The organism is Alteromonas aquimaris (genome assembly GCF_026183695.1).
GTDB lineage: Bacteria > Pseudomonadota > Gammaproteobacteria > Enterobacterales > Alteromonadaceae > Alteromonas > Alteromonas aquimaris.
The window spans coordinates 138,360-161,116 of record NZ_JAPFRD010000005.1; the positions used below are offsets into that span (position 1 = coordinate 138,360).

The 22,757-nt window shown below is 42.5% G+C and carries 20 protein-coding genes; all 20 read left to right on the top strand.

What is annotated here, in order from left to right; genetic code table 11:
• Nucleotides 1-18 precede the first annotated feature (18 nt).
• The 20 genes from fliS (at nt 19) to OPS25_RS03720 (ending at nt 22,753) form a co-directional block, all read left to right on the top strand.
• On the top strand, nt 19-447 hold the full coding sequence (fliS, locus tag OPS25_RS03625) for a flagellar export chaperone FliS (RefSeq protein ID WP_265616301.1): 429 nt from the start codon (nt 19-21) through the stop codon (nt 445-447).
• On the top strand, nt 444-761 hold the full coding sequence (locus tag OPS25_RS03630) for a hypothetical protein (RefSeq protein ID WP_265616302.1): 318 nt from the start codon (nt 444-446) through the stop codon (nt 759-761). The genes fliS and OPS25_RS03630 overlap by 4 nt, the downstream gene beginning before the upstream one ends.
• Entirely contained in the window at nt 761-4,231 is a 3,471-nt protein-coding gene (locus OPS25_RS03635) for a motility associated factor glycosyltransferase family protein (RefSeq protein ID WP_265616303.1), read from the top strand. The genes OPS25_RS03630 and OPS25_RS03635 overlap by 1 nt, the downstream gene beginning before the upstream one ends.
• Nucleotides 4,228-5,232 (top strand): UDP-N-acetylglucosamine 4,6-dehydratase (inverting), encoded by a 1,005-nt coding sequence (gene pseB / locus OPS25_RS03640; RefSeq protein ID WP_265616304.1) that lies wholly within the window; start codon nt 4,228-4,230, stop codon nt 5,230-5,232. The genes OPS25_RS03635 and pseB overlap by 4 nt, the downstream gene beginning before the upstream one ends.
• A complete protein-coding gene (gene pseC, locus OPS25_RS03645) occupies nt 5,229-6,374 on the top strand; it encodes a UDP-4-amino-4,6-dideoxy-N-acetyl-beta-L-altrosamine transaminase (protein ID WP_265616305.1) in 1,146 nt (381 codons plus the stop codon). Before pseB ends, pseC begins: the two co-directional genes overlap by 4 nt.
• Nucleotides 6,371-7,060 carry a pseudaminic acid cytidylyltransferase gene (gene pseF / locus OPS25_RS03650; RefSeq protein WP_265616306.1) on the top strand — a complete coding sequence of 230 codons (690 nt, stop codon included), beginning with the start codon at nt 6,371-6,373 and terminating at the stop codon, nt 7,058-7,060. Before pseC ends, pseF begins: the two co-directional genes overlap by 4 nt.
• Nucleotides 7,061-7,062: 2 nt before the next feature.
• Nucleotides 7,063-8,031: a glycosyltransferase family 9 protein gene (locus tag OPS25_RS03655; protein ID WP_265616307.1), complete on the top strand. Its 969-nt coding sequence runs from the start codon at nt 7,063-7,065 to the stop codon at nt 8,029-8,031.
• Nucleotides 8,024-9,079, top strand: coding sequence for a pseudaminic acid synthase (gene pseI, locus OPS25_RS03660; protein ID WP_265616308.1), 1,056 nt, complete (start codon nt 8,024-8,026; stop codon nt 9,077-9,079). The genes OPS25_RS03655 and pseI overlap by 8 nt, the downstream gene beginning before the upstream one ends.
• The gene (gene pseG / locus OPS25_RS03665) at nt 9,076-10,083 is read left to right on the top strand and encodes a UDP-2,4-diacetamido-2,4,6-trideoxy-beta-L-altropyranose hydrolase (RefSeq protein ID WP_265616309.1); all 1,008 of its coding nucleotides are present in this window, start codon (nt 9,076-9,078) and stop codon (nt 10,081-10,083) included. Before pseI ends, pseG begins: the two co-directional genes overlap by 4 nt.
• Nucleotides 10,080-10,664, top strand: coding sequence for a GNAT family N-acetyltransferase (locus tag OPS25_RS03670; protein ID WP_265616310.1), 585 nt, complete (start codon nt 10,080-10,082; stop codon nt 10,662-10,664). Before pseG ends, OPS25_RS03670 begins: the two co-directional genes overlap by 4 nt.
• An 11-nt stretch (nt 10,665-10,675) precedes the next feature.
• A complete protein-coding gene (locus tag OPS25_RS03675) occupies nt 10,676-10,915 on the top strand; it encodes an acyl carrier protein (protein ID WP_265616311.1) in 240 nt (79 codons plus the stop codon).
• Entirely contained in the window at nt 10,899-11,666 is a 768-nt protein-coding gene (locus OPS25_RS03680) for an SDR family NAD(P)-dependent oxidoreductase (protein ID WP_265616312.1), read from the top strand. The genes OPS25_RS03675 and OPS25_RS03680 overlap by 17 nt, the downstream gene beginning before the upstream one ends.
• On the top strand, nt 11,666-13,045 hold the full coding sequence (locus OPS25_RS03685; protein WP_265616313.1) for an AMP-binding protein: 1,380 nt from the start codon (nt 11,666-11,668) through the stop codon (nt 13,043-13,045). Before OPS25_RS03680 ends, OPS25_RS03685 begins: the two co-directional genes overlap by 1 nt.
• An 81-nt stretch (nt 13,046-13,126) precedes the next feature.
• On the top strand, nt 13,127-14,218 hold the full coding sequence (locus tag OPS25_RS03690) for a LuxE/PaaK family acyltransferase (protein WP_265616314.1): 1,092 nt from the start codon (nt 13,127-13,129) through the stop codon (nt 14,216-14,218).
• Nucleotides 14,211-15,386 carry an acyl-CoA reductase gene (locus tag OPS25_RS03695; protein WP_265616315.1) on the top strand — a complete coding sequence of 392 codons (1,176 nt, stop codon included), beginning with the start codon at nt 14,211-14,213 and terminating at the stop codon, nt 15,384-15,386. Before OPS25_RS03690 ends, OPS25_RS03695 begins: the two co-directional genes overlap by 8 nt.
• A 2-nt stretch (nt 15,387-15,388) precedes the next feature.
• Nucleotides 15,389-17,179, top strand: a complete 1,791-nt coding sequence (locus tag OPS25_RS03700; protein ID WP_265616316.1) for an LTA synthase family protein — start codon at nt 15,389-15,391, stop codon at nt 17,177-17,179.
• Between the two features lie 108 nt (nt 17,180-17,287).
• The gene (locus OPS25_RS03705; RefSeq protein WP_265616317.1) at nt 17,288-18,442 is read left to right on the top strand and encodes a glycosyltransferase family 8 protein; all 1,155 of its coding nucleotides are present in this window, start codon (nt 17,288-17,290) and stop codon (nt 18,440-18,442) included.
• Nucleotides 18,443-18,631: 189 nt separating this feature from the next.
• Complete coding sequence (locus OPS25_RS03710) at nt 18,632-19,771, top strand: glycosyltransferase (protein WP_265616318.1); 1,140 nt, start codon at nt 18,632-18,634, stop codon at nt 19,769-19,771.
• A 7-nt stretch (nt 19,772-19,778) separates the two neighbouring features.
• Nucleotides 19,779-21,182 (top strand): hypothetical protein, encoded by a 1,404-nt coding sequence (locus OPS25_RS03715; RefSeq protein WP_265616319.1) that lies wholly within the window; start codon nt 19,779-19,781, stop codon nt 21,180-21,182.
• Entirely contained in the window at nt 21,179-22,753 is a 1,575-nt protein-coding gene (locus OPS25_RS03720) for a glycosyltransferase family 2 protein (protein ID WP_265616320.1), read from the top strand. Before OPS25_RS03715 ends, OPS25_RS03720 begins: the two co-directional genes overlap by 4 nt.
• The last annotated feature ends 4 nt before the right edge of the window (nt 22,754-22,757 follow it).

The window sequence follows — 22,757 nt, forward strand, 5'->3', positions numbered from 1 at the left end:
AAAAGTGTTGGAGTAATTATGTCACTTAAAGGTATTAATGCTTATAAAAAAGGGAATATAAAGCAGGAAATTGCCAATGCAGATCCCCATCGTCTGACATTGCTTCTTATGCAAGGCGCGTTGGATAGAATTGCCTTTGCTAAAGGTGCGATGGAGCGTAAAGAGCATGCAGTGAAAAGTGAATATTTATCACGCGTCTCAGCAATTCTCATTAACCTTCGTGACACATTAGATTTAGATGTAGGCGGTGAAGTTGCTGAGAATATGTACGCGCTTTACGATTACATGATTGATCGGTTAACCGATGCGCTAGTGAAGAATGACTTGCAGATCCTCGACGAAGTGACTAGTTTATTAACACCTATTCGTGATGCATGGGTTCAAATTCCTCAATCTGCCAAAGATGAGGCGTATGCTGCCATGGAACAACAACGACAAGCAGTGTGAAAATAGACGAACTGAATCATTCCCTGACTCCCTCTGCGCTGCAACAAATCAATGAAAAGATTGCAGCGCTATTATCATCTGAAGAAGATGATGACCGCGTAAGCAAGCTCAACCAGTTAGCCACTGACCGCGATTCTTTTATTCAAGCTTATTTAAAATCGTTACCGCCTGAAGAGGCAAAGCAATTTGCTAAACAGGAAATTGTGGTTAATGATAAACTAAAAGAAATTACCCAGCTTATGCTTACCGCGGTTAAAGATGACATCACCCATTTTGTACGCAGTCGCTCAGCTGTAAAAAAGTATAAAAAATAATGCTAAAAAATGTCTTTCTTCATGTGGATGAAGATAAAGAAATCCAAAATTCCATCGAACACCGAGCTTCTGCTGAAATTCTTCAACGTGAACAAAAAAACTTGGCCGCATTCCAGCGTTATATGCCGCCAGTTTATGAACAAATTTTCAAAATAAGTTCCTCGCACATCTCAATACTATGCAATAAGCATAGTGAAATGAATATTATTCATGTGGCGGAAGGCCGCACGTTTTATGGGCTTAATCCTAATGCTGAGGTGGCCGAACAGGTTAAACAGTTCGGCCAAAGGATGCTGACGTTTACGTTAAACGATTCGATAGAACACGATGTCAGGAACATGGGAATTTCTGGCCTTGATAGTCCTCTTGCTCGAAAGCTTAGCAAATGCGATTCCGCCCCCTCACATATCCCTGTGCTAGTGGTGCTGGGTATCGGCGGAGCGATGCATTTACCTCAGTTAGTAAAACAGTATCAAATTGATCACCTGGTGGTTTACGAACCAGATCCCGCCTACTTTAAGTGTTCACTGGCTATGGCTGATTGGCAAACTATGCTGACCGTAGCCGCTGAGAAAAACACCGCGATTTATATGATGCTGGGTGAGGATGGTAGCAATCTGGCCGACAACTTAAGCGAGCTTTCAAGTGTTGTACAGTTCGATGAATTCACCCTTTTTAAGCACTATAACCACCCTGTTTTCGACCAACTCATCAGTATGCTCTGTGAGTTTCCCTGGCAACAGTTCACGCAAAAAGCCGTTAAACCGCAGCCGGTAACCAGGCCAGAACAGTTTTTAGAAGAATTTACTTACCCTATCAATCACTCCGAATGGTCCAGAACGAAACTGGATATCGCTAAGTTCAGAAAAAACTTAGATGCATTTAAGAAGTTTATACCGAATCTTTACGACGAGTTTAACCACTACTATCCGGAATTCTGGTTTCCCGTAGCTAATGATGAGGGGCAGGTAAACCTTTTAAATATAGCTACCATGACGCCACTCTACGGTAGCAATCCTGCGGCTGAGCACGCCAAAAATATAGACGCGTTCAAGAAATATCCTAACAACGACGGGTTAGTACTGAACTTTACAGGTAAAAAACTTAAACCTTATCTGCATTATCAGATGGTGGCTGAAGTAGATGAAGTGCTCAAGGAAGTTGAAGATGAGCAGCGCTCTTTACCTGAAACAGTTAAAGCAATCATATTATTCGGAATTGGGACTGGCTATGGGTTTGAACAGTTAGCTAGTGAAAACAGGTTGGAAAAAGTCTTCATCTGTGAACCCAACAGAGACTTTTTCTATGCGTCGCTATTTGCTATCGACTGGTACAAAATCCTTGAAAAAATAGAGCAAGAAGATAAGCGCATATATTTTAATATTGGTGATGATGGCACCCATCTAATTGAAGATTTGTTGACACAATTCCATACCGTTGGCCCTTATATGTTGGCTAGTACGTTTTTCTATCAGGGGTATTATAATCGATATCTAACTCGCGCGATCCAAAATTTAAGAGAACAGCTTCAGGTTATCGTTTCTCTTGGTGATTATTTTGACCACTCAAGATACTGTATCGCCCATACGCGATGGGGTATGGAGAACGAAATTCCGGCACTGAAGGCAGATGCCCGTCAATATTTAAGTGCTGATGAGAAAGACACACCAGTATTTATTGTAGGAAACGGTCCCTCCCTGGATAATTTGATTGACCTGATTCAAGAATATCAGGATCAGGCAATAATCGTCTCATGCGGAACGGCGCTAAAAACGTTATATAAACACGGCATTACGCCAGATTTCCACGCTGAAATTGAGTCAAACCGTGCCACTTACGATTGGACGGTAAGAGTTGGCGACTTAGATTACCTGAAAAAGATAACCCTGCTAAGTTGTAATGGCATTCACCCGGATACCTGTAACCTCTTCAAAGATGTCTATATCGCATTTAAGGAAGGTGAGTCTGCGACAGTAGCAATTTCAAAGCTTTTTGACGAATTCCCTTATACCAGACTTCATCACGCTTACCCTACCGTGACCAACTTTGTCGCTAATTTTTTTACCGAGGTCGGTTTTACTCAGCTCTATTTGATAGGCGTTGATTTAGGTTTTATCGATGTAAAGTATCACCATTCAAAATCATCGGGCTACTATGCGGAGAATGGTGATGAGCTGTTTGATTTTGAAGAAAATGTTCAAACAACCCTTAAAATCGAAGGCAATTTTAGACCTTTTGTAGAAACCAAATATGAATTTAAGTTAGCCATTACGCTGCTTGAAAGAGCACTTGTCAGAGCGAAAGACGTCTATAACTTAAATGATGGCGCAAAAATTATAGGTGCACAATCGTTAGTTAAAGAACATGTGTTAATTACTGGTTCCCAAAATGTTAAAGAAGCCGCAATATCGAAACTTAAACAAGACTGTTTTTATGTACTCCCTTCTGCAAAGTACTCAGCAGTTTTTGACGCTAAATTTAAAGCAAGTACTCTGCACAAAGAACTCGAAGAGTTAATCGCCACAGTATCTAAGCCATTCGAATCAGCAATTGATGCAGAAAATTTTCTTAATCAGCAACGCAGTTTCGTGATAGGAACCTATTTTAGACAGCAAAGTCTTCTATTTTATTATATTAATGGCTCCCTGAACTTTATCAGTAGTGCGATTATGAAGCTCACCAACATGGCCCACAATGACCAGAGTGTAACGGTCGTCAATAGATTGAGAGAAATTTGGTTAGATTATCTTAAACAGTTTTTATTCTTACTAAAAGTTGATGAAAGAAGTTTTTGCTTTATTAGTACGCTTCAAGCGGAAAGACGAAAAACTCTTATAAAGTATAACTTGTGCAACTTTGTAGGTTCTATTACAACCTATCCAGCTGAAAAAAAACGATATGTGAACGAACTGCTTCCCGCTTTTGGGATCAATGAAGGCAAATTAGTAGGGAATCGTTCGGTTGTTTTAACTTGGGGGGAAGATACACAGAATCTTTTAGCTGAAGGTAGTGAAATTGTAATTTTAGAGAACATTATCAACATTGAGCTTACAACTATTTTCAAAAAAGTTTTATTATTGCCCGGAGATTGGAAAAATGTTGATGATTCACCTTTAAGTAATAATATTCGAAGATCTTCATTGGCGCTAATAGCAAGTAGTTCGTCAAAAAAAATATCGTTATTGTTGGGCAAAGTTACCGCAACTAAGCTCTCAGATATTGTATTAAGTGATAATTTGGCGTCTGCGAGTGACTTATACTTTTATGATTGTGGTGAAACTTTTATTGCCGTGACAACCGAGCTCCTTAATGAAGAAGAACAGATTCTAATGGATGGCACAAGAGTTAGATTGTTGTCTCGCCCCCTAAGACCAAAAGACTTAATTCTTTCTATGCAGACGAAAGAGGAAAAACAAAAAATGAAAAGTCACTTAGCCAAGTCCTATAAATCGTTGGCGGCAGAGTTATGACAAGATTTGGAAATAGCTCAATTTTAATTACTGGCGGCACAGGCTCATTCGGAAAACGCTTCGTTAAATTCTTACTCGACAATGAAAATCCCAAGAAGATTATAATTTACTCTCGAGATGAGCTTAAGCAATATGAAATGCAACAAGCATTCAATGCACCATGTATGCGTTACTTTATTGGTGATGTTCGCGACAATGAACGTCTGAAAATTGCTATGAAAGGAGTTGATTATGTTGTCCATGCAGCAGCATTAAAGCAAGTTCCTGCTGCTGAGTACAATCCTAATGAATGCATCAAAACTAATATTAATGGCGCCCAAAATGTTATCGATGCAGCCATTGCTTCAAATGTTTCGCGCGTGATAGCGCTGTCCACCGACAAAGCAGCCAATCCAGTTAATCTTTATGGTGCAACTAAGCTAGCCTCTGACAAACTTTTTGTTGCAGCCAATAATATTTCGGGTGCTAAAGGTACGCGGTTTTCAGTTGTGCGTTATGGCAATGTAGTAGGTTCGCGGGGCTCTGTGGTGCCGCTGTATAGAAAAATGATTCGCGATGGGATTGAGAAGTTGCCTGTCACCCACGCTGAAATGACGCGCTTCTGGATAACTCTAGATGAGGGCGTACAATTTGTAGTGAAAAATTTTGACAGGATGCAAGGGGGCGAAATATTTGTCCCTAAAATTCCCTCGATACGAATCGTTGACTTGGTCGAAGCCATGAGCGGCACGCGGGAGTTTGACCTGATAGGGATACGCCCTGGTGAAAAGCTGCATGAACTGATGGTGCCCGAGGAAATGGCCCACCATACCGTAGAGTTTGATGATCATTACGTTATCACCCCTGCCATTAAGTTTTTCGATAAAAATGTTGATTACCTGAAAAATAAAGCCGGCGAAACAGGTGTGGCGGCGCCGGATAAATTTGAATATCACTCTGGTCGCAACCCCCATTTCTTAACCGTGGATGAGTTAAAAGAGCTGGACAAGGTGACAGAATGATCCCTTATGGTTGTCACGATATTCAAGAATCGGATATAGACGCTGTTGTTGATGTGCTCAAAAATGAATTTTTAACTCAAGGCACACAGGTTCCGGCTTTTGAACAGGCCTTGTGTGACTACACCGGCGCAAAGTATGCGGTAGCTGCCAACAGCGGTACCTCTGCATTGCATATCGCGTGTTTAGCCGCTGAGGTCGGAACCGGTGACTGGGTGTGGACGTCGCCAAACTCTTTTGCTGCCTCGGCAAATTGTGCTTTGTATTGTGGCGCCAGGGTGGACTTTGTCGATATCGACCCTGACACCCGTAACATGTCAACTAGTGCGTTAGAAGAGAAAATTGAGCACGCGAAAAAGCAAGGGACCTTGCCCAAAGCAATAGTGGTGGTGCATTTTGCAGGCAGCAGTTGTGATATGAAAGCCATTAGCGAGTTAACCAACCCTTATGGCATCGTTCTCATTGAGGATGCGGCACACGCATTAGGGGGCCGCGATGCGCAGGACAACAAAGTGGGTAAGTGCACTTATACCGATATGACGGTATTAAGTTTTCATCCGGTCAAATCCATAACTTCTGCCGAGGGTGGAGCGGTAACCACCAACTCTGAGCGTTTCAGGCAAAAGCTTAAACTGTTTTCCTCTCATGGTATCACCCGGGACCCTGCAATGTTGAATACAAGCGACGCTCAACAGAGCTGGTTCTACGCTCAACTTGAACTTGGTTATAATTACCGGTTAAGTGACCTGCATGCTGTATTAGGCAAAAGCCAGTTGCAAAGACTGGATGAATATATCGCAGCCAGACGTGAAAGGGCTAAAAAGTATGATCAGGCTTTGCCCTCGCTGCCAATAAAAAAGCCATTGGTGGATGACAATAGTGCCTGGCATTTGTATACCATCGAATTAACCGAGCACTCACGACAATATGTATTTGATACCCTGCGTAAAAACGGTGTGGGGGTCAATGTGCATTATATTCCGATCCATCTCCACCCTTACTATCAGAACTTAGGCTTCAGGAAGGGCCAGTTTACTAACGCAGAAACTTATTATGACAGGGCATTGAGCCTACCCTTGTATCCCACATTAAGCAAAACTGACCAACAACATGTTATTACCCAGCTTGAGCAGGTGTTAAGTTGAATATCGCAGTAATACCAGCGCGTGGCGGCAGCAAACGTATAAAACACAAGAATATCAAATTGTTTGCGGGTAAACCGCTTATTACCTATTCGATAGATGCGGCGATCAATAGTCGCCAGTTTGATGAAATCATTGTTTCCACGGATTCACCAGACATTGCCAAAATAGCGCGCGAGTGCGGCGCAACGCAAATTATTGAGCGACCGGCCAATCTGGCCGATGATTTTACTGGCACGACACCTGTGATACAGCACGCAATCAAAGAATACGAACGCCTTCATCAGGCAGTTGATTTTGTGTGTTGTATTTATGCCACCGCGCCTTTTTTAAGTGCAGACTATCTTTTGCAAGGCATAAATCAGCTTAAACAGGATGGGCAAAAACAATATGCCTTTTCTGTGACGACATTTGATTTTCCCATTCAACGAGCTATCAGGTTAGCAGCCGGCGGGGTAGAGCCCATTGATAGCTCCAAAATGGGTAAACGTTCACAAGACTTAGAAGAGTGCTATCACGACGCAGGGCAATTTTACTGGGGCCGCAAAGAGGCTTTTTTAGCGGGAGCCCACACTTTTGCACATCACAGTATACCTGTCATACTTCCCAGATATCTTGTGCAGGATATCGATACGCCAGAAGACTGGCAGCGCGCTGAACTCATGTATAAAGCATATATTGAAGGATAACCATGGCAGAGAAAATTCTCGTTATCAGAATGATGGAAAGTTTCGATGTGGCTGCTATCGGTGTCCCTGCTATCAGGCATCTTAAACGCTGCTTCCCTGAAGCTGAGATTCACTGCCTAACCTTTGGTCAGGGCAGCGAAATAGTGCGCCTGGCAGAACCCGATGTAACTGTTTTGGACCTCGCCCAGGACGATTGGCCAGAAGACTTTGTATCTGCGATGGAAGTGTTTCTGGAACTGGCAGAAATTATCAACAGCCATAACTATACCGAGATCATAAACCTTGATACCTGGTTCATGCCCTGTTTTTTAACAAGGTTTTTAAAAGATGCCGGGAAGCCTGTCATTGGCAATATGCTGAATCGTTCAGTGCAGGACATCATTAATGACTTCAAACACCAGTCATTGTCTGCTGACTACGTAAATTCACTAGAGCAATATATGCAGAGTACGTGGTCTGGTATGCACGCGTGGTTTGAAAAGTGGTGGCTTCACGGGGAGCCTCCGCAAGGTGGCTATCCTGAATTTTATTTACGTCGCTGCTGTGGATTCGCTGATATTGATATGGACATGTCGATCAATGTTGAAGCCGAGCCAACGTTCAGCCGGTCAGAAAAAACGGTTGCCTTAGCTTTGGAAGGCGTGTCCTCAACCGATTGTTACCAATCCGCCAATGAACTGGCGCGTCAGTTAACGACTAAAGGATTTAATGTCTACGCAGGCCTGGATAGTGATGCAAACATCAAGGAAAAACTCAGCAAGCTTAAGGCATGTGATTTACTGGTGAGCATACCTGCTGGCGCACAATGGTTAGCGGCCGCAGTCAACACGCCAGTATTAATTATCAGCGGTCATATCGATCCGCAAACAATAATGCCTGATTATGCCACAGAGGTAAGTGACCAACCGATTTCTGTGGAAAGTTTAGTAGAAGGGATTGCCGACATCATAGAGGGGAAAGCTGATGCATGACACCCGTATCGGTGAACGTTTTATTGGTCCCAGTGAACCGCCGTTCATCATCGCAGAATTGAGCGGAAATCATAGTCAGGACTTCGAACTCGCAAAAAAGATGGTGGAAGCGGCTGCAGAAGCGGGGGCACATGCTATCAAATTGCAGACATACACTGCCGACTCTATGACCCTTAATGTCGACAAAGATGAGTTTGTGATTAAGGAAGAAGATAATTTATGGCACGGTGAATCGTTGCATGCATTATATCAAAAAGCGGCGACACCTTATGAGTGGCATAAGCCGCTGTTCGAGTTGGCTAACGAGCTGGGAATGGTGGCTTTCAGCTCCCCCTTTGATGCCGGTGCGGTGGATTTTCTGGATAGTTTAAATGTACCGTGTTTTAAAATCGCTTCTTTTGAATTAACCGACATTCCTTTGATTGCGCACGCAGCCAGTAAAGGCAAACCCTTGATCATGTCAACAGGCATGGCGAGCCTGCATGAGATTGAAATGGCGATAAAATGTGCTAAAGAAAACGGCTGTGATGACATTATTTTGCTTAAATGCACCAGTACCTATCCCGCCGATCCAGGCAATACCAATCTTAAAACTATTCCGAATATGCGCGAAGCGTTTAACTGTCAGGTCGGGCTTAGTGACCACACCGGCGGAATTGGGGTGGCGGTAGCCTCCGTAGCCTTAGGAGCTACGGTGATAGAAAAGCATTTTGTGCTTGACCGTCACGCAGGTGGTGTGGACGCGGCTTTTTCTTTAGAACCTGCTGAATTATCACAACTGGTCACAGAAACTGAACGGGCTTGGCTTGCTTTGGGCAATGTTCGTTATGGTGCTACTGCTGCTGAAGAAAAATCCAAACAATATCGTCGCTCAATCTATGTCTCGCAAGATATGGAAGCGGGCGAGGAATTTTCTGAACAAAATCTAAAGGTTGTTCGCCCAGCGTTCGGCCTGGCACCCTGTCACTTTACTTCAGTGATTGGTAAAAAAGCGGCCTCGTCGTTAAAAAAAGGCACCGCACTTAAGTGGGAGCAAGTCGTCTCTTGAGACCACTGTTTTTCAGAGTACTTGCCTCTACCCAGACTGGCGCGGGCCACCTCATGCGCAGTCTGGCGCTGGCCCAGGCGGCGGAAAGTTATGACGTACCCAGTGTGTTTTTATTAGATGCTGAGGCTAAATCAGTCGCGGCTAAACGGCACGATTGGCATTATAAAATTATTGACCTGCCTTCCGGCCTCGCCGACGATGAGGAGGGCAACTGGATCGGCGCGCAAGCCAAAGAGCAGGGTGCCGCGGCGATAATTTTTGATGGATACACCTTCGCGGCTGACACAATAAAAGCCAGTCGAAGTGGGCACTGTACACTGGTGTTAATGGACGACGGCATGACGCATGTTTCGCAATTTGTTGATATCGTCGTTGATCCCGCTGCGTCTCCTAAAACTGATTCTGCTCAGCAGAGGTTTTGTTACGGTCCTGAATTCAGACTGCTTCGCAGAGAATTTGCAGAAGTTTCGCCAAATCCCATTAGTCAGCGAAACGGTATCGCCATTAGTCTGGGCGGTAGTGACCCTAAAAATCTTACGATCCCATTGCTAGAGGCAATCGCAAAACGGATGCCCAATCTGCCCATTCGAGTGGTGACAGGCCCTGCTTATCAGCGGTTATCCGAATTGGAAGCATGCATCGCTACGCTTTTAAATCCCATTCAACACATACATAACTGTCAGGATATGAGTGAAGTCTGGAACCATGCCAAATTAGCGATTAGTGCAGCCGGGGGCAGTCAGTTTGAGTTGGGAACATGCGCAACGCCTTCCATACTGCTTATAGTGGCTGATAATCAGCAAGAGGCCACCAAACAGGCTGTGAAAGAAGGCTGGGCACATAGTTTTGATTGCGTTGACAGAACACCATTGGCAGATATCGCAAACTGCGTACAATCACTATTAGACAACGATTTACAAGTCTTGTCAGACAAAGCTAAAGGGCTATATGATGCTGAAGGTGCGACGAGGTTGTTAAAAATAATTGCTGAACATCAACAATGATAAAGGTTTCTCATTCTTTTCAGGGCCCTGTAATTACCGGGTTTCAAGTTACATTGCGCCCTGTTGCGCAAAACGATTTAAGCCAACTTAGAGATTGGCGGAATAGCGATACAGTACGACAGCAAATGCTCTCGACAGATTTTATTTCAGAAGAGCAGCAACACGCCTGGTTTAAAAAAATCCAACGTGATGACTCACAGCAACACTGGGTAGTGGAATACAAAGGGCAGGCTATTGGCGCGACTAACATCAAAGCGCGTTTTCATGGCGATTCTGTCAACACCGCTAAAACACTCGAGCCGGGTTTATATATAGGCCATCCTGACTATCAGGGGAACGTTATAGCGTTTGCGCCCACACTGGCCTTGTACGACTACTGCTTTGCTCATTTGTCCGTCGAATCTTTCTTTGCTGTCGTCAAAGCCGAAAACAAGGCTGCGCTAAAATACAACCAGCAACTTGGCTATCAAGTCATCAATCAATCTGATTTAATTGATTTACGCTTGCAAAAAGAAGGGTTTGAGCGGCACACTGAATTACTCAGGCGATTACTTTCCAGGTCGCCGCGTAAAGGACAATAAGGTCGTATAGAGTGGATAATAACGCAAAAATTAAGCAGGTGTTCTGTCAGGCCCTGGGTATTCAACCAGAGCAGGTGACGGATGATCTGACTTACAACACAATCGAACAATGGGATTCAACTGCGCATATGATACTGGTCGCAGAATTAGAGGACAGTTTTGACGTCATGCTCGACACGGATGATATTATCGATATGAGCACGGTAGGCAAGGCAAAAGAAATTCTGGCAAAGTATGACATCCAATTCTGATCCAAACAGTCTTAGGGGTAAGTCCATATTAGTCACCGGCGCCACGGGTGAGATTGGCCAGGCCATTGTGTCAGCGTGCCTGAAATCCGGAGCCTCGGTATTTGCCAACGCACGTGATGAAGATAAACTTGCGCCATTGCTTGACAGTTGGGCTGGTAAAGTTGTGCCGCTCATCTATGACGTGACGGACGAAAAAGCAGTAAAAGAGCAATTTCGCCAAATTCAAAAAATGCAGATGCAATCTGATATCGGCCCATTACATGGTCTTGTGAATAACGCGGGCGTGATGTTTGAAGCCCCCATTACCGTCAGCTCAATGGATAAACTCAAAGAGCAGCTGAATATCAATTTTTTAGCCCCTTATCAACATATGCAATTAGCCTGCAGGTTAATGGCAAGACTGCGCAAGGGCTCAATTGTGAATGTGCTTTCGCAGGTTGGCGAATTAGGTAGCTCGGGCATGAGCGCATACGCCTCGAGTAAAGCCGCATTGAAAGGCGCGACGGTTTCGCTGGCAAAAGAACTGGCAGCGGTTGGCATTCGCGTCAATGGTGTGGCCCCTGGTTTTATTGACACCGCTATGACCAGGCATTACGAGCAGGAAAAACGCGAGAATGTATTGCAGCGGGTGGTCATGAAGCGAGCCGGCACACCAGCCGATGTGGCTAAAGCCGTCAGCTTTTTATTATCAGAACAATCTGCTTACACCACCGGGCACATATTGCCGGTGGATGGGGCATTTTGCCCTTAATGTCGTTTCCCTTGTTTAATCGCTCACTGGATCAGTTCGGCGCCAACCCCGCGTTAATCAGTGACGCCGATTCAATCACCTATGCCGGGCTGCAAAAACGCGTTGACCAACGAATAAATGAATGGCAGTTGCGCGTGGGCAGTCTGCGGCCGCTAGTGATATTGCGAATGGCAAACACCATTAACAGCGTCGTCAATTATTTAGCCTGTCTGCAAGCTCATTATCCGTGCATTGTAGTAAACAGCAATGCGCGTGACGAAGTCGTAGCCGCGATTGTTCAGCAGTTTTCTCCCAATGTCCTGATTGAAGAAGGAAGCTTTCGGTTACTATCTCAACAGCAGCTTAATCTGGCAGCTGAATTAGGGATCCTGTTATCCACATCAGGCTCTACAGGCAGTCAGCAATTTGTCGCTTTGTCGATGCAGAATCTGATTGCCAATACGCGCTCTATTTTGGCTTACTTACCCATTGAAAATAACGATGTAACATTAGCTTCATTACCATTTTCCTATTCATATGGGCTGTCTGTATTACATACCCATCTAGCGATGGGCGCAGGTGTTCGTCTGACTGATCTGACCGTGATGGATAAAGGTTTCTGGACACTGCTGAAAGAGGCCAACATCGCTTCACTCAATGGCGTTCCCAGTTGGTATGAAATGCTGCTGCGTTTGCGGTTTGAGCGCAAGGTTTTGCCAGATCTGCGTTATCTGACTCAGGCGGGAGGCAAGTTAGCTGAATCTATGGTGGTCAAACTTGCTGACTATGCTGACCACCATAACAAACAATTGTTCGTAATGTACGGTCAAACGGAGGCTACTGCGCGTATGGCATACCTTCCTGCGGATAAGGTCGCCGCAAAGCCTGGCAGCATCGGACAGGCTATCCCTAATGGTCAACTTGCTATAATAAATGAGGTTGGCGAATCCATACACAATGCACGAGAAATAGGTGAGTTAGTCTATCAAGGACCTAATGTGATGTTGGGCTATGTCAATAATCATGAAGGGCTGGCCTCATTTTCACCATCACATACACTGCGTACCGGTGACATCGGCTATTTCGACGAAGAGGGTGATTTTTTTATTACTGGCAGGCTGAAGCGGATAATTAAACTGTTCGGAGAGCGGTGTAGCCTTGATGAGGTTGAATTTGCTTTGATGCAATCAGGTTTTGATGTGCGCTGCGTGGGGAAAGACGATGAACTTGTTATCTGCTGTACTTCGGGCCAGTGCGATGCGATAAAGCAGTACGCCATCCAACTGCTGCGGGTTCCGCCAAAAGCAATAACGATGCATGAGGTTAAAGAGTGGCCGCTACTGACTAATGGTAAAACAGATTATACCGCGTTATATGACCAACTCCCTGTCAATGCTTGATATTGTAAGGCTAATTAATCAAAATCAGCACTAACGGGCAAATTTCTGTCGTAAAAGATTGATAAAAACCAGAGTGAATGAATGTCAGAATCTTCCTATCAGCAATATCTGGGTACACTTTTTGAAGCTGGCACTAACACTATTGATCAGTCACAAAAGTCTGCCATTTTGCTGGAGTGCTTTCGGTTTTTACATCAGCACCATTATGCTAACTGCGAAGAGTATCAGCGCATAACCTCACTCTCTCAGGTAAAGTTCGATCGCTACGAAGACCTGCCTTTTCTGGCCGTAAGACTATTCAAGTTATACGAATTAAAGAGCGTTCCGCAGACGGAGGTGTTCAAAACACTTAGCTCGTCAGGTACCACCGGGCAAACGCCTGCCCGCATTTTTCTGGATAAACAGACCAGTGCCAGACAAAGCAAGGTGCTGGTGAATATCATGCAGTCTTTTATCGGTAAACAGCGCTTACCTATGCTTATCATTGATTCGCCAGCGGTGCTGAAGAACCACACCTTGTCGGCGCGGGGGGCCGGTATACAGGGCATGGCATTTTTCGGCCGCGATCATACTTACGCCCTGAATGAAGACATGTCACTGAATGTGGATGCCATTACTCAATTTTCTGAAAAGCATCAGGGTAAGCCGGTACTGCTTTTTGGTTTCACTTTCATGGTGTGGTTGCACTTTATCAAGGCTTTACAACAGCGTAATTTGCAACTGCCATTCACTGATGGTGTGCTTATTCATAGCGGTGGCTGGAAGAAATTAACTGAACAGCAAGTCAGTAATCAGGTATTCAAAGAAACCTTAAAAGAGGTAACCGGTATAGCAAAAGTGCATAACTTTTACGGTATGGCTGAACAGGTAGGCAGCGTGTTTGTCGAGTGTGAAAAAGGCCATCTGCACGCCCCGCCGTTTGCCGATATTCTCATCCGCAATCCTTACACTCTTGAACCGCAATCAAATGGTGAATCAGGACTTATTCAGGTGCTATCTATGATCCCAACAAGTTACCCCGGCTACAGTTTATTGACCGAAGATATGGGAACCGTCTTAGGTGAAGACAATTGCGATTGTGGAAGGTTAGGGCGGTTCTTTCGCGTTGAAGGGAGATTGCCGAAAACAGAGATGCGCGGATGCAGTGACACGGCTGGTTCGACGCATGAGTAGTAACCTGATTAAGCAGTTAAATGAAATAACTGACCTAGGTAGTCTTGATATATTCAGTGAGAAGAGTTTAACTCCTTACGACCCATTAATTATTTCTTTCACATCAGCTCTATCTAAACAGTTGATGGCACCAGAAAGTCAACATATCTCTGAGTTGGTGGCACTGGGTTTTTGGCTTCGTGAAAACAACATAATAAAAGAATTTCAACACCAGTTTACTTGCATTCGAAAGCCAGTTGGAATGGTTGTGCATTACACTCCTGCAAATGTGGATACCATGTTTGTGTATAGCTGGATTTGTTCACTGGTGTGTGGCAACAGAAATCTCATCAGGCTTAACTCTCGCTTATCTGAATTGCAGAACGTATTGCTCAATTGCATTTCCAGTGTGCTTGCTAAACCCGAATTTGAGGCAGTCGCGAAAACAAATGCCTTCATTCAATATGACAAATCATTGAATGAATTGGCTATTAAGATCAGCCGATCGGCCGATGCCCGAGTATTGTGGGGAGGGGATGCCAGCGTAATGGCTATCCGACAGTTACCTATAAAACCTCGATGCAGGGATATCAGTTTTTCAGATCGCTATTCTGCGAGCATATTGAATGGCGATGAATTATCTGCAGAAAATATAAAGGATGTGGCTGAGCATTTGTACCGTGATATTCACCCTTTTAATCAGCAAGCGTGCTCTTCTCCAAAAATAATTTTCTGGAAAGGTAGTGCGACTTTGCAGCCAGAAGTGCTAAATTTTCTGGATAAAAAATTTAGCACTAATATGTCGGTCACGCTAAAAAATGAACAACTGGTAATGTTGCAATCGATGGCCGTTGAAGGCGAGATTCGGCAGGCGTTCACCCACAACTCGCTTCTTTCTATAGAAATACAATCAGGTGCTTCAATTGACGTAACACGCCATAACGGTCAATTCTCCATCTGGATTGTGCCTATACGGCGAATTAGCGAGTTGAATGACTATTGCGATGATAAGTTGCAAACACTGACTTACTGGGGAATAAACAAGGAGGAATTGGTCAAGTTTTTATCCAGTACGTCGATACATGGGATAGATCGGCTGGTACCCTTAGGGCAAGCACTGTCATTTTCGTCTCAATGGGATGGATATAGCTTGGTTGACCAGCTTACAAAGATAGTCAGTGTGGAGTAGTTGTGCAGTTGTTCACTGAGATATTTGCTCAAACTGGTATTTTTTGGGCGTTAACCGCTATTTTATTGAAACTCAATAAAATTATTCGCGCTAAACGTGGCGCATTAATATCGATGGTAAATCTAAGTGATCATTTGATCATTCTTTCCATATCGTTGCTTTTCATCATACTCACACAAGCGTTTAACTATTCTTTTTTCATCTACCCATTAGCTGCTTTACTCACAGTATATGGTTTTTTGCTTTGGCTTGATGCGTTGCTATTTGTTCAGTATAGGCTAGAAGTCAATCGACAAACTATTTCATGGTTCTTTACTGGCAGCAAAGGAATAAGCAAAGGAATACCTCACCTTTTTAGTCTCGGAAATCGCGATCCATGGTTGTTTGTTGTTCCGTTTCTTTGGTTTGGCTTAGTGCTGATGCAAACCCTTTCACCCCACTTTCTTAGTTCGTTTTTAAGTTCAGAGTGGCATAGCGTTGCGGGCGGTATAACCATGTTTGCGGGGGCAACGGTTGTTATAACTCATCAAATGAAGCGATATTTTTCTCTAAAACATCCCTTTTTTTCTTCGGTAAGCTTGCTCGGTAAAATTTTTCATTGCGATCATTTTGAGGGCGATGAATCTATTTTGTTAAAGCCGGAGCATCAGTCATTGATTGCACCAGAAAGTGTAGAGCGTGAACCAACAAAGTCGTTTGGCCAATGTAAAAACGCTAACGTCATTCTCATTACAATGGAGTCACTCGGCAACTATTTGAAATCCTCAACCGCCGATGGAATAAAGTCTCAAATTGCGAAACGATTTGGAGAGAATAGTTGGACTAGCAAACAACATTTTTGCCTCTGTCCCAATACCACTGTGGCAACTAATCAGATTTATACTGGTGGCTATTCTAATAACCCTTACAATCGCAAAGATAGCCTTTACCCAGGAAGTGAGCCTCTACATATAAAGCATTTGAAGGCAAACGGATATACAACGCTGTTTTTAGATAGTGCCGATATTGGACTTTATGACTACCACAAACTGCTTACTCGTATCGGCTTCGACCACGTGTGGGGAACGAAGGATATCCCCGAACAAGGTTTAGAGGCTGATTATCGTTTGTGGAACATGGTTGATGAAATTGCCAGCAAAGTGAATGATAGCCCATTTTTCTTGCATCTGATAAATGATCAGACGCATATGCCGTATAAGGTTGTTGATACAAAAAGATTTTCTCGCCATAAGGGCAGTAGTGATAAAGCAACATACCTTAACGCAGCTGAAGAAGTTGATTTCATCTTCGACACCTTTCTTAACCGACTTGCAGATAAAGTCGACCTATCAAACACGATTTTGATTTTCACAGGTGATCATGGTGAATCGTTCGGGGAATATGGCTATAACTTCCACAGTAACTCTATAATTTTTCCTCAAGTGCAAGTCCCCTTTATGCTTACGCATCCTGCTTTAAGGTCTATGGATATAGCACATTCAAGTCACTTTGATATATTCCCTACCTTGTTTGATTTGCTAGGAATTTCATTTGACTACCCGTGTTTAGGCAAATCAATGCTTGATGAATCGCGTGAGTTTGCCTACTTCTTTCATTCGGCAACACTGAAGGGCAATACGCCAGCAAATTTTGGTGTTTTGTACGACGAAGGACTTTTCTGGGTCGACCGTTTATTTAATCAAGTCAGGCATGTACAAGGCAATTATAAAAGTAAAAATCTCGTTGGTAAAAAACGGGACTATTATTGTTACCTGTTGCAGCGGATGCTAAAAGTGCGGGGATTAATGAAGTAACTTCATAAATAAGCAAAATCAGTAGGTACGAAGAAGTGGTGTGACTTGAAAAGTGAAAATAGCCTCCGCTACACAAGTACACAGTAGCATGAGTGAAAAAGAACAATTTTGAATGCGTTGAAATCTAAAAAATTAGAAGGTCCATTAGAGATTGTCATAACTGTAGACGACAAATTCTGTTGCCATTTATGGGTATTGCTCAGAAGCATCGTTACTAGTTGTCAATGTGAAGTTAATTTTCACGTTATTGCTAATTCGGTCAATGAAGATAGCAAGGTGAAACTTAAAACCGCAATGGAACTAGATGGCAATTTGACGTTTTACGACGTTGATGAGCAAACTAGGGGCCGTATTTCGGCATTACCATTAAGTGCTAGTTATCTAAACCGATTGGATATGGTGACATATCTACGACTTTTGTTAGCCGAAATACTTCCAGATAGCATAAAGCGAGTTTTGTATTTGGACTGTGATATGGTGGCACTGGGAGATATAAGCGAACTCGCACACGTTGAGATTTCTGAATTCTTAGCCGCTGTTGTGAGTGATGCAAAACTCTCCAGGCAAGATTATACGGCTACATTGGGAATGCATACTAACCGCTATTTCAATGCTGGATTGATGCTGATTAACTTAGAGAAGTGGCGCTCCTTCAATGTTGCTGAAAAAGCACTTCAACTTTTGTGCTCAGGCAAGCAGTATGCATACAACGATCAAGACGTATTGAATATATTATTTCAGAACAAATTGCTGTATTTATCTTCAGTTTACAATTTTCAGACATATGATGTTGGAGTTAGCTCGCTAGCTAACAACGCAAAAATTGTGCATTTTACCACTGCAGAAAAGCCTTGGCATGCGTCAAGCGTTCATCCTTTTCGTCAATATTATTGGAAAATTCGGAACCAAGGACCGTACAAAGGAGAGCCTGAGATCTATTTGGATAGTCATGACAAACTGTTAATAGCTAAATTATTCGATATGGCTGATAACAATAAATCCAAAGTCGTCATATGTGGGGCAGGGCATAAAGGACGTCGTATTTTTCAGAAAGCCAGCGTTGAAGAAACAGTTCCAATTAAAATTATCGGTTTTATCGACAAGCAAATTACCAGTCCCTATCAGGGCGTGCCAGTGAAAAACTCTCCCAAGTTTTTCCCTGGTGCTGATTATTTCGTCATTGCATCACAAGCATACACGCAAGAGATTTATCAAACGCTTATAGACGGGGGAGTGAACCAAGCAAAAATAATATCTATTTAAGGTTTTATAGAGAGTTAGTTCTAGCAAATAGGAGTTTGGTTTAGTTTGTGTGCACAAGATGGTCTATTTGACGTGTATTATTATTTCAGTATCGATGCCCAGACAGTGGAGTAAAACATTAACTTCAAAGATTGTTAATGTAATCAAATATGAAACAACTAATGCTTCTTTATCGACAAAGAGTTTTTAATGAAAACTGTTGAAGGCCCACTGGTCTCTGTAATCGTGCCTAACTACAACCACGCAGATTACCTGGAAGAGAGGTTGCGCTCGATTCAATCCCAGACTTATAAAAATCTCGAAATCATTTTGTTGGATGATGCAAGTAATGATAATAGCATCGAAATTTTAAACAAATTTGCACACAGTGAGTCTCGAGTAAAAAAATGTATTTTTAATACAGTTAATAGCGGTCAGGTGAACTCACAATGGCTCACTGGAATTAACTCTGCTAACGGCGATTTTATCTGGATAGCGGAGAGTGATGACTCTTCTTCAAGTGATTTTTTGGGCACTCTATTATCTGAATTACAGCAAAGCGCAGAATGTGGCCTTATCTACTGTGACTCGAATGTCATAAATGAGCGGGGTACGATTCTCAGAAGGTACGATTTTAGTTCTCCGAAATATAAATCTATCTGGAATAATGATTTTTCAATGAATGGCAGGGAATTTATCAGTAACTTCTTAATACACAGAAACGTTATTCCGAATGTGAGTGGGGTGTTATTCAGAGCGGATTTATTGAGGGATAAAATCAACCAGAACAAATTAAGATATTGCGCAGACTGGTTTTTGTACATCAACATACTGTTGAGTAGTAATGTTAAATATTTAAACAAACCTCTTAATTATTTCAGAAAGCATGACTTTACCACGCGAAATCACAATATAAGTACGTATCGAAGAGAGTTGAAAGAAAAAATTTATATTTTGCGGTACCTTCTTAACATTTTTGATGATACTGAGACTGGGAACATCAAACGCTCACTCAGTTTCTTCTTTTCCAATAGACACAAGTATCGCAGAATTAGTCGAGCCATATCGAGTATCCGACAGCATAAGCAGATTGCGTGTAGAATAATACTTTATGGGGTCAATGATATTAGTGAATGTTTGACGAAAGATTTGGTAAACCTTGCTTCTCGTATTTTTATCGTTGATACGTATAAGTGTGACGGCGAGTTGTCAGGCGTATCAGTTAGAAATATTCAACATTTCGATTTTAAATCCGATGACTATGTCGTGCTTTGCACATTATCCCATCATGCGGAAATGCGTAATACGCTCGATTCAATAGGATTTAACGGAACGATTATCAATGTGTGAGAATTGAATGGATAAAATTGTCGTTTTTACAAGTATTACAAAAAACTATTTGGCTAAAGCAAAAGTTCTGGCTAAATCATTTAAGGCATTTCATCCTGATATTGAATTTCATTGCGTTTTCTCAGAGAGTCTGGATGAACATGAAGATGCCAAAACGTACTCTGCTTTTGATCGGGTAGTTGGCTTACACCAAGTAGCTGAAACATTTTCTCTTCAATGGCTATTTATGCATTCATTGGTAGAAACCTGTACGACGGTTAAGCCACTCTATCTAACAAAACTGTTAAAGGAAGGCGTTACTAAAGTTATCTATTTAGACCCTGACACCAAGGTATTTCATTCCTTAGAAACAATACTTGAATGGTTGGATTCATATGAGATTTGTCTTACTCCCCACATCACTGGAATTGATTTCGAAAGACAGTCCATTTTAGATAACGAAATTTCTGCAGCGAAACATGGGGTATATAATTTAGGTTTTTTCGCTGTTAGTTCGGGCAGTGAGGGAAAAAAATTCGCACAGTGGTGGGCAGATCGCGTAGTCAATTTTGGTTATGCGCAAACTTTTATGGGATGTTTTACCGATCAAAAAATCTGTGACTTTGTTCCTGCTTATTTTGACAAAGTACTCATATCCAGGCACCCCGGCCTGAATGTTGCTCATTGGAATCTGAGCACAAGGAACATTACGGTTGAAAATGACATTTATTATGTTAATGGCCAACCCCTGTTATTTTACCATTTCTCGTCTTTCGACTCAGGTGTTGGTGAAAAAATGGCCTTTAAGTATTCTGAAGGCAACAAAAGTTTGGTAAATCAAATCTGGTTGAAATACATCAAGGAAAATGAAGAGCAAGGCAGTAGCGAATCTTCTCAGGCACCATGGCCGCTAGCCTATTTCGATAATGGGCAAGCCATCACGCTACCTATGCGCCTTTTCTATCGGCAGAATAATTTTTGCCGTTATATATTTGAAAATCCCTTCGCTACATCCGGTAATAGTTTTTTGAAGTATTGGCATGAAAACGATGAGTGCCGGAAATTTGAGAACGCATGGAAGCAAGCAACTGATTTTTTAAGCGGATTCTCGTTCCCCGGAGCCGATCAGTTTCTGGAAAAAAAATTAACAGCATTGTCTACCTTTGTTAAGCCCGAAATTGGCAGGTTGTTTATTTATGGGCTTAATAAATATGCGAGCGAAGTCATCGATATTTTGACCTTAAAAGGTATAGACAAATTTATCCTGCTCGATATAGATCCTGAAAAATCAGTTAATGGCGCCACAGCGTCTACGCCAGATTCTTTCCAATTTAATGAGTTCGACAAAGTCATCATATGTGGTAAAGCTAAACAAAAAGAAATGCGTGCCACCATCGTTCGCTATAGCACTAGTGAGCCCGAATTTTTATGATGGAATATGAACAAAAGAGGCTGATGGTATGCTGGGAAAATGAGCTCGAAAAAGCGTTGGCTTACCGAGAAGAACTGCATTTAACTCATATTTTGATATTCGACAAAAATGGTAATAGCAGTCTCGCTAATTACGATGTTCCCAGTTTAACTTTATGTAATGCCGACTTAACCCGATTTTCTCATAGAGAGCCAGTATTAAAGGCACATTCTAACCTAATGATGTGGCTATATAACGAGAAAAGCTTCTCAGACGTTTACTGCACTCGAAAAAATGGATTAGCATATTTGTTGCTCAAGTGTAAGCAGGTGAGTTCGCGCTTAGACGATACCCACTTGCATCTGTGGGGAGAGCCTTCTGCTCAGCAAAGGCTTGAAGAATACAACACATATGCATCAAGAGATGAGCTACTGCAGTTATTTCTGGAAAGAAACCAGGAGTTAGTGAGTGCTGATGTTGCCTGTGATGAACAAAATACAGAACAAAAAGTATCGTTAATCATTCCCTGTTTCAATCGAACACAATTTCTCTCACAAACACTTCATTCGATTAGCCGTCAAACCTATAAAAATTATGATGTTGTGATTATTGATGATGGCAGTTCTGTTGAGGCGCAGCAGAAAATAAAAAGCATAATAGAAACGTTCCAAAATCTCACTATCAAATTTGTGGTTAATCGAAAGTCTGTAGGTGCATCAAAAGCGCGCAATCTGGGAGTTGATGCAACGGATGCGCCTCTGATTATGTTCGTGGATGATGATGACGTACTTCACCCAGAAGCAGTAACGAATCTTGTTAGCGCCATGCATCGCACCCAGTCGGACTTTGTCACTACGTCATTTTGTTACTTTGAAGGAAATACCTACCCTAGTTTTTCGCAAACAGAAGCAACACTGATTCACTTCCATTCAGACCAGAACTGGTTAGCCGCATTAACTTATAACTGTGTCGGGGGAATCACCACCCTTTTTAAACGAAGTGTTTTTTGCAAAGCGGGTGGATTTGTCAGTACACAACACGCAGGGGAGGAGGATTGGCAATTAATTTTAAAGCTTTCAATCTCAGGGGCAAAGTCTGCGACTTTCCCTTATCCTATGCTTTGGTATAGAAACACACCATCAAGCCTTAGTAAAAGAGTTAATACTTATCACAGTAGAAAGCATCTCTTTGCGTTATATAAACAGGTCTTACCCAAACAACTTCATCATCTACCCGAATATGTTTCTCATCTGCATGAAGAGAAAGCGCAGCAAAGTATTGAGGCCGCATTATTTAAACTAGGTTTAAAGCTTGCCGGTAATAATCAGCAACCCATTTATGTATATGGGGCAGGCAAGTTAGGTAATAAAGTTCTATCAGTACTTTCTCACTCGGAGCTATTTGATAGAGTAATGGGAGTCATCGATATCAATGCTGCAAAAGTCAGGGTTGAGTTTAATATTCCAGTTAGAACTTTATCAGAAACACATATTGATAAGGATGCTGTTGTTATAATTGCGTCACTTAAATTTGTCGATGAGATAATAGCTGCGTTATCGACGTTTAATGTAACTATTCTGAGGCTGGATTGATAAT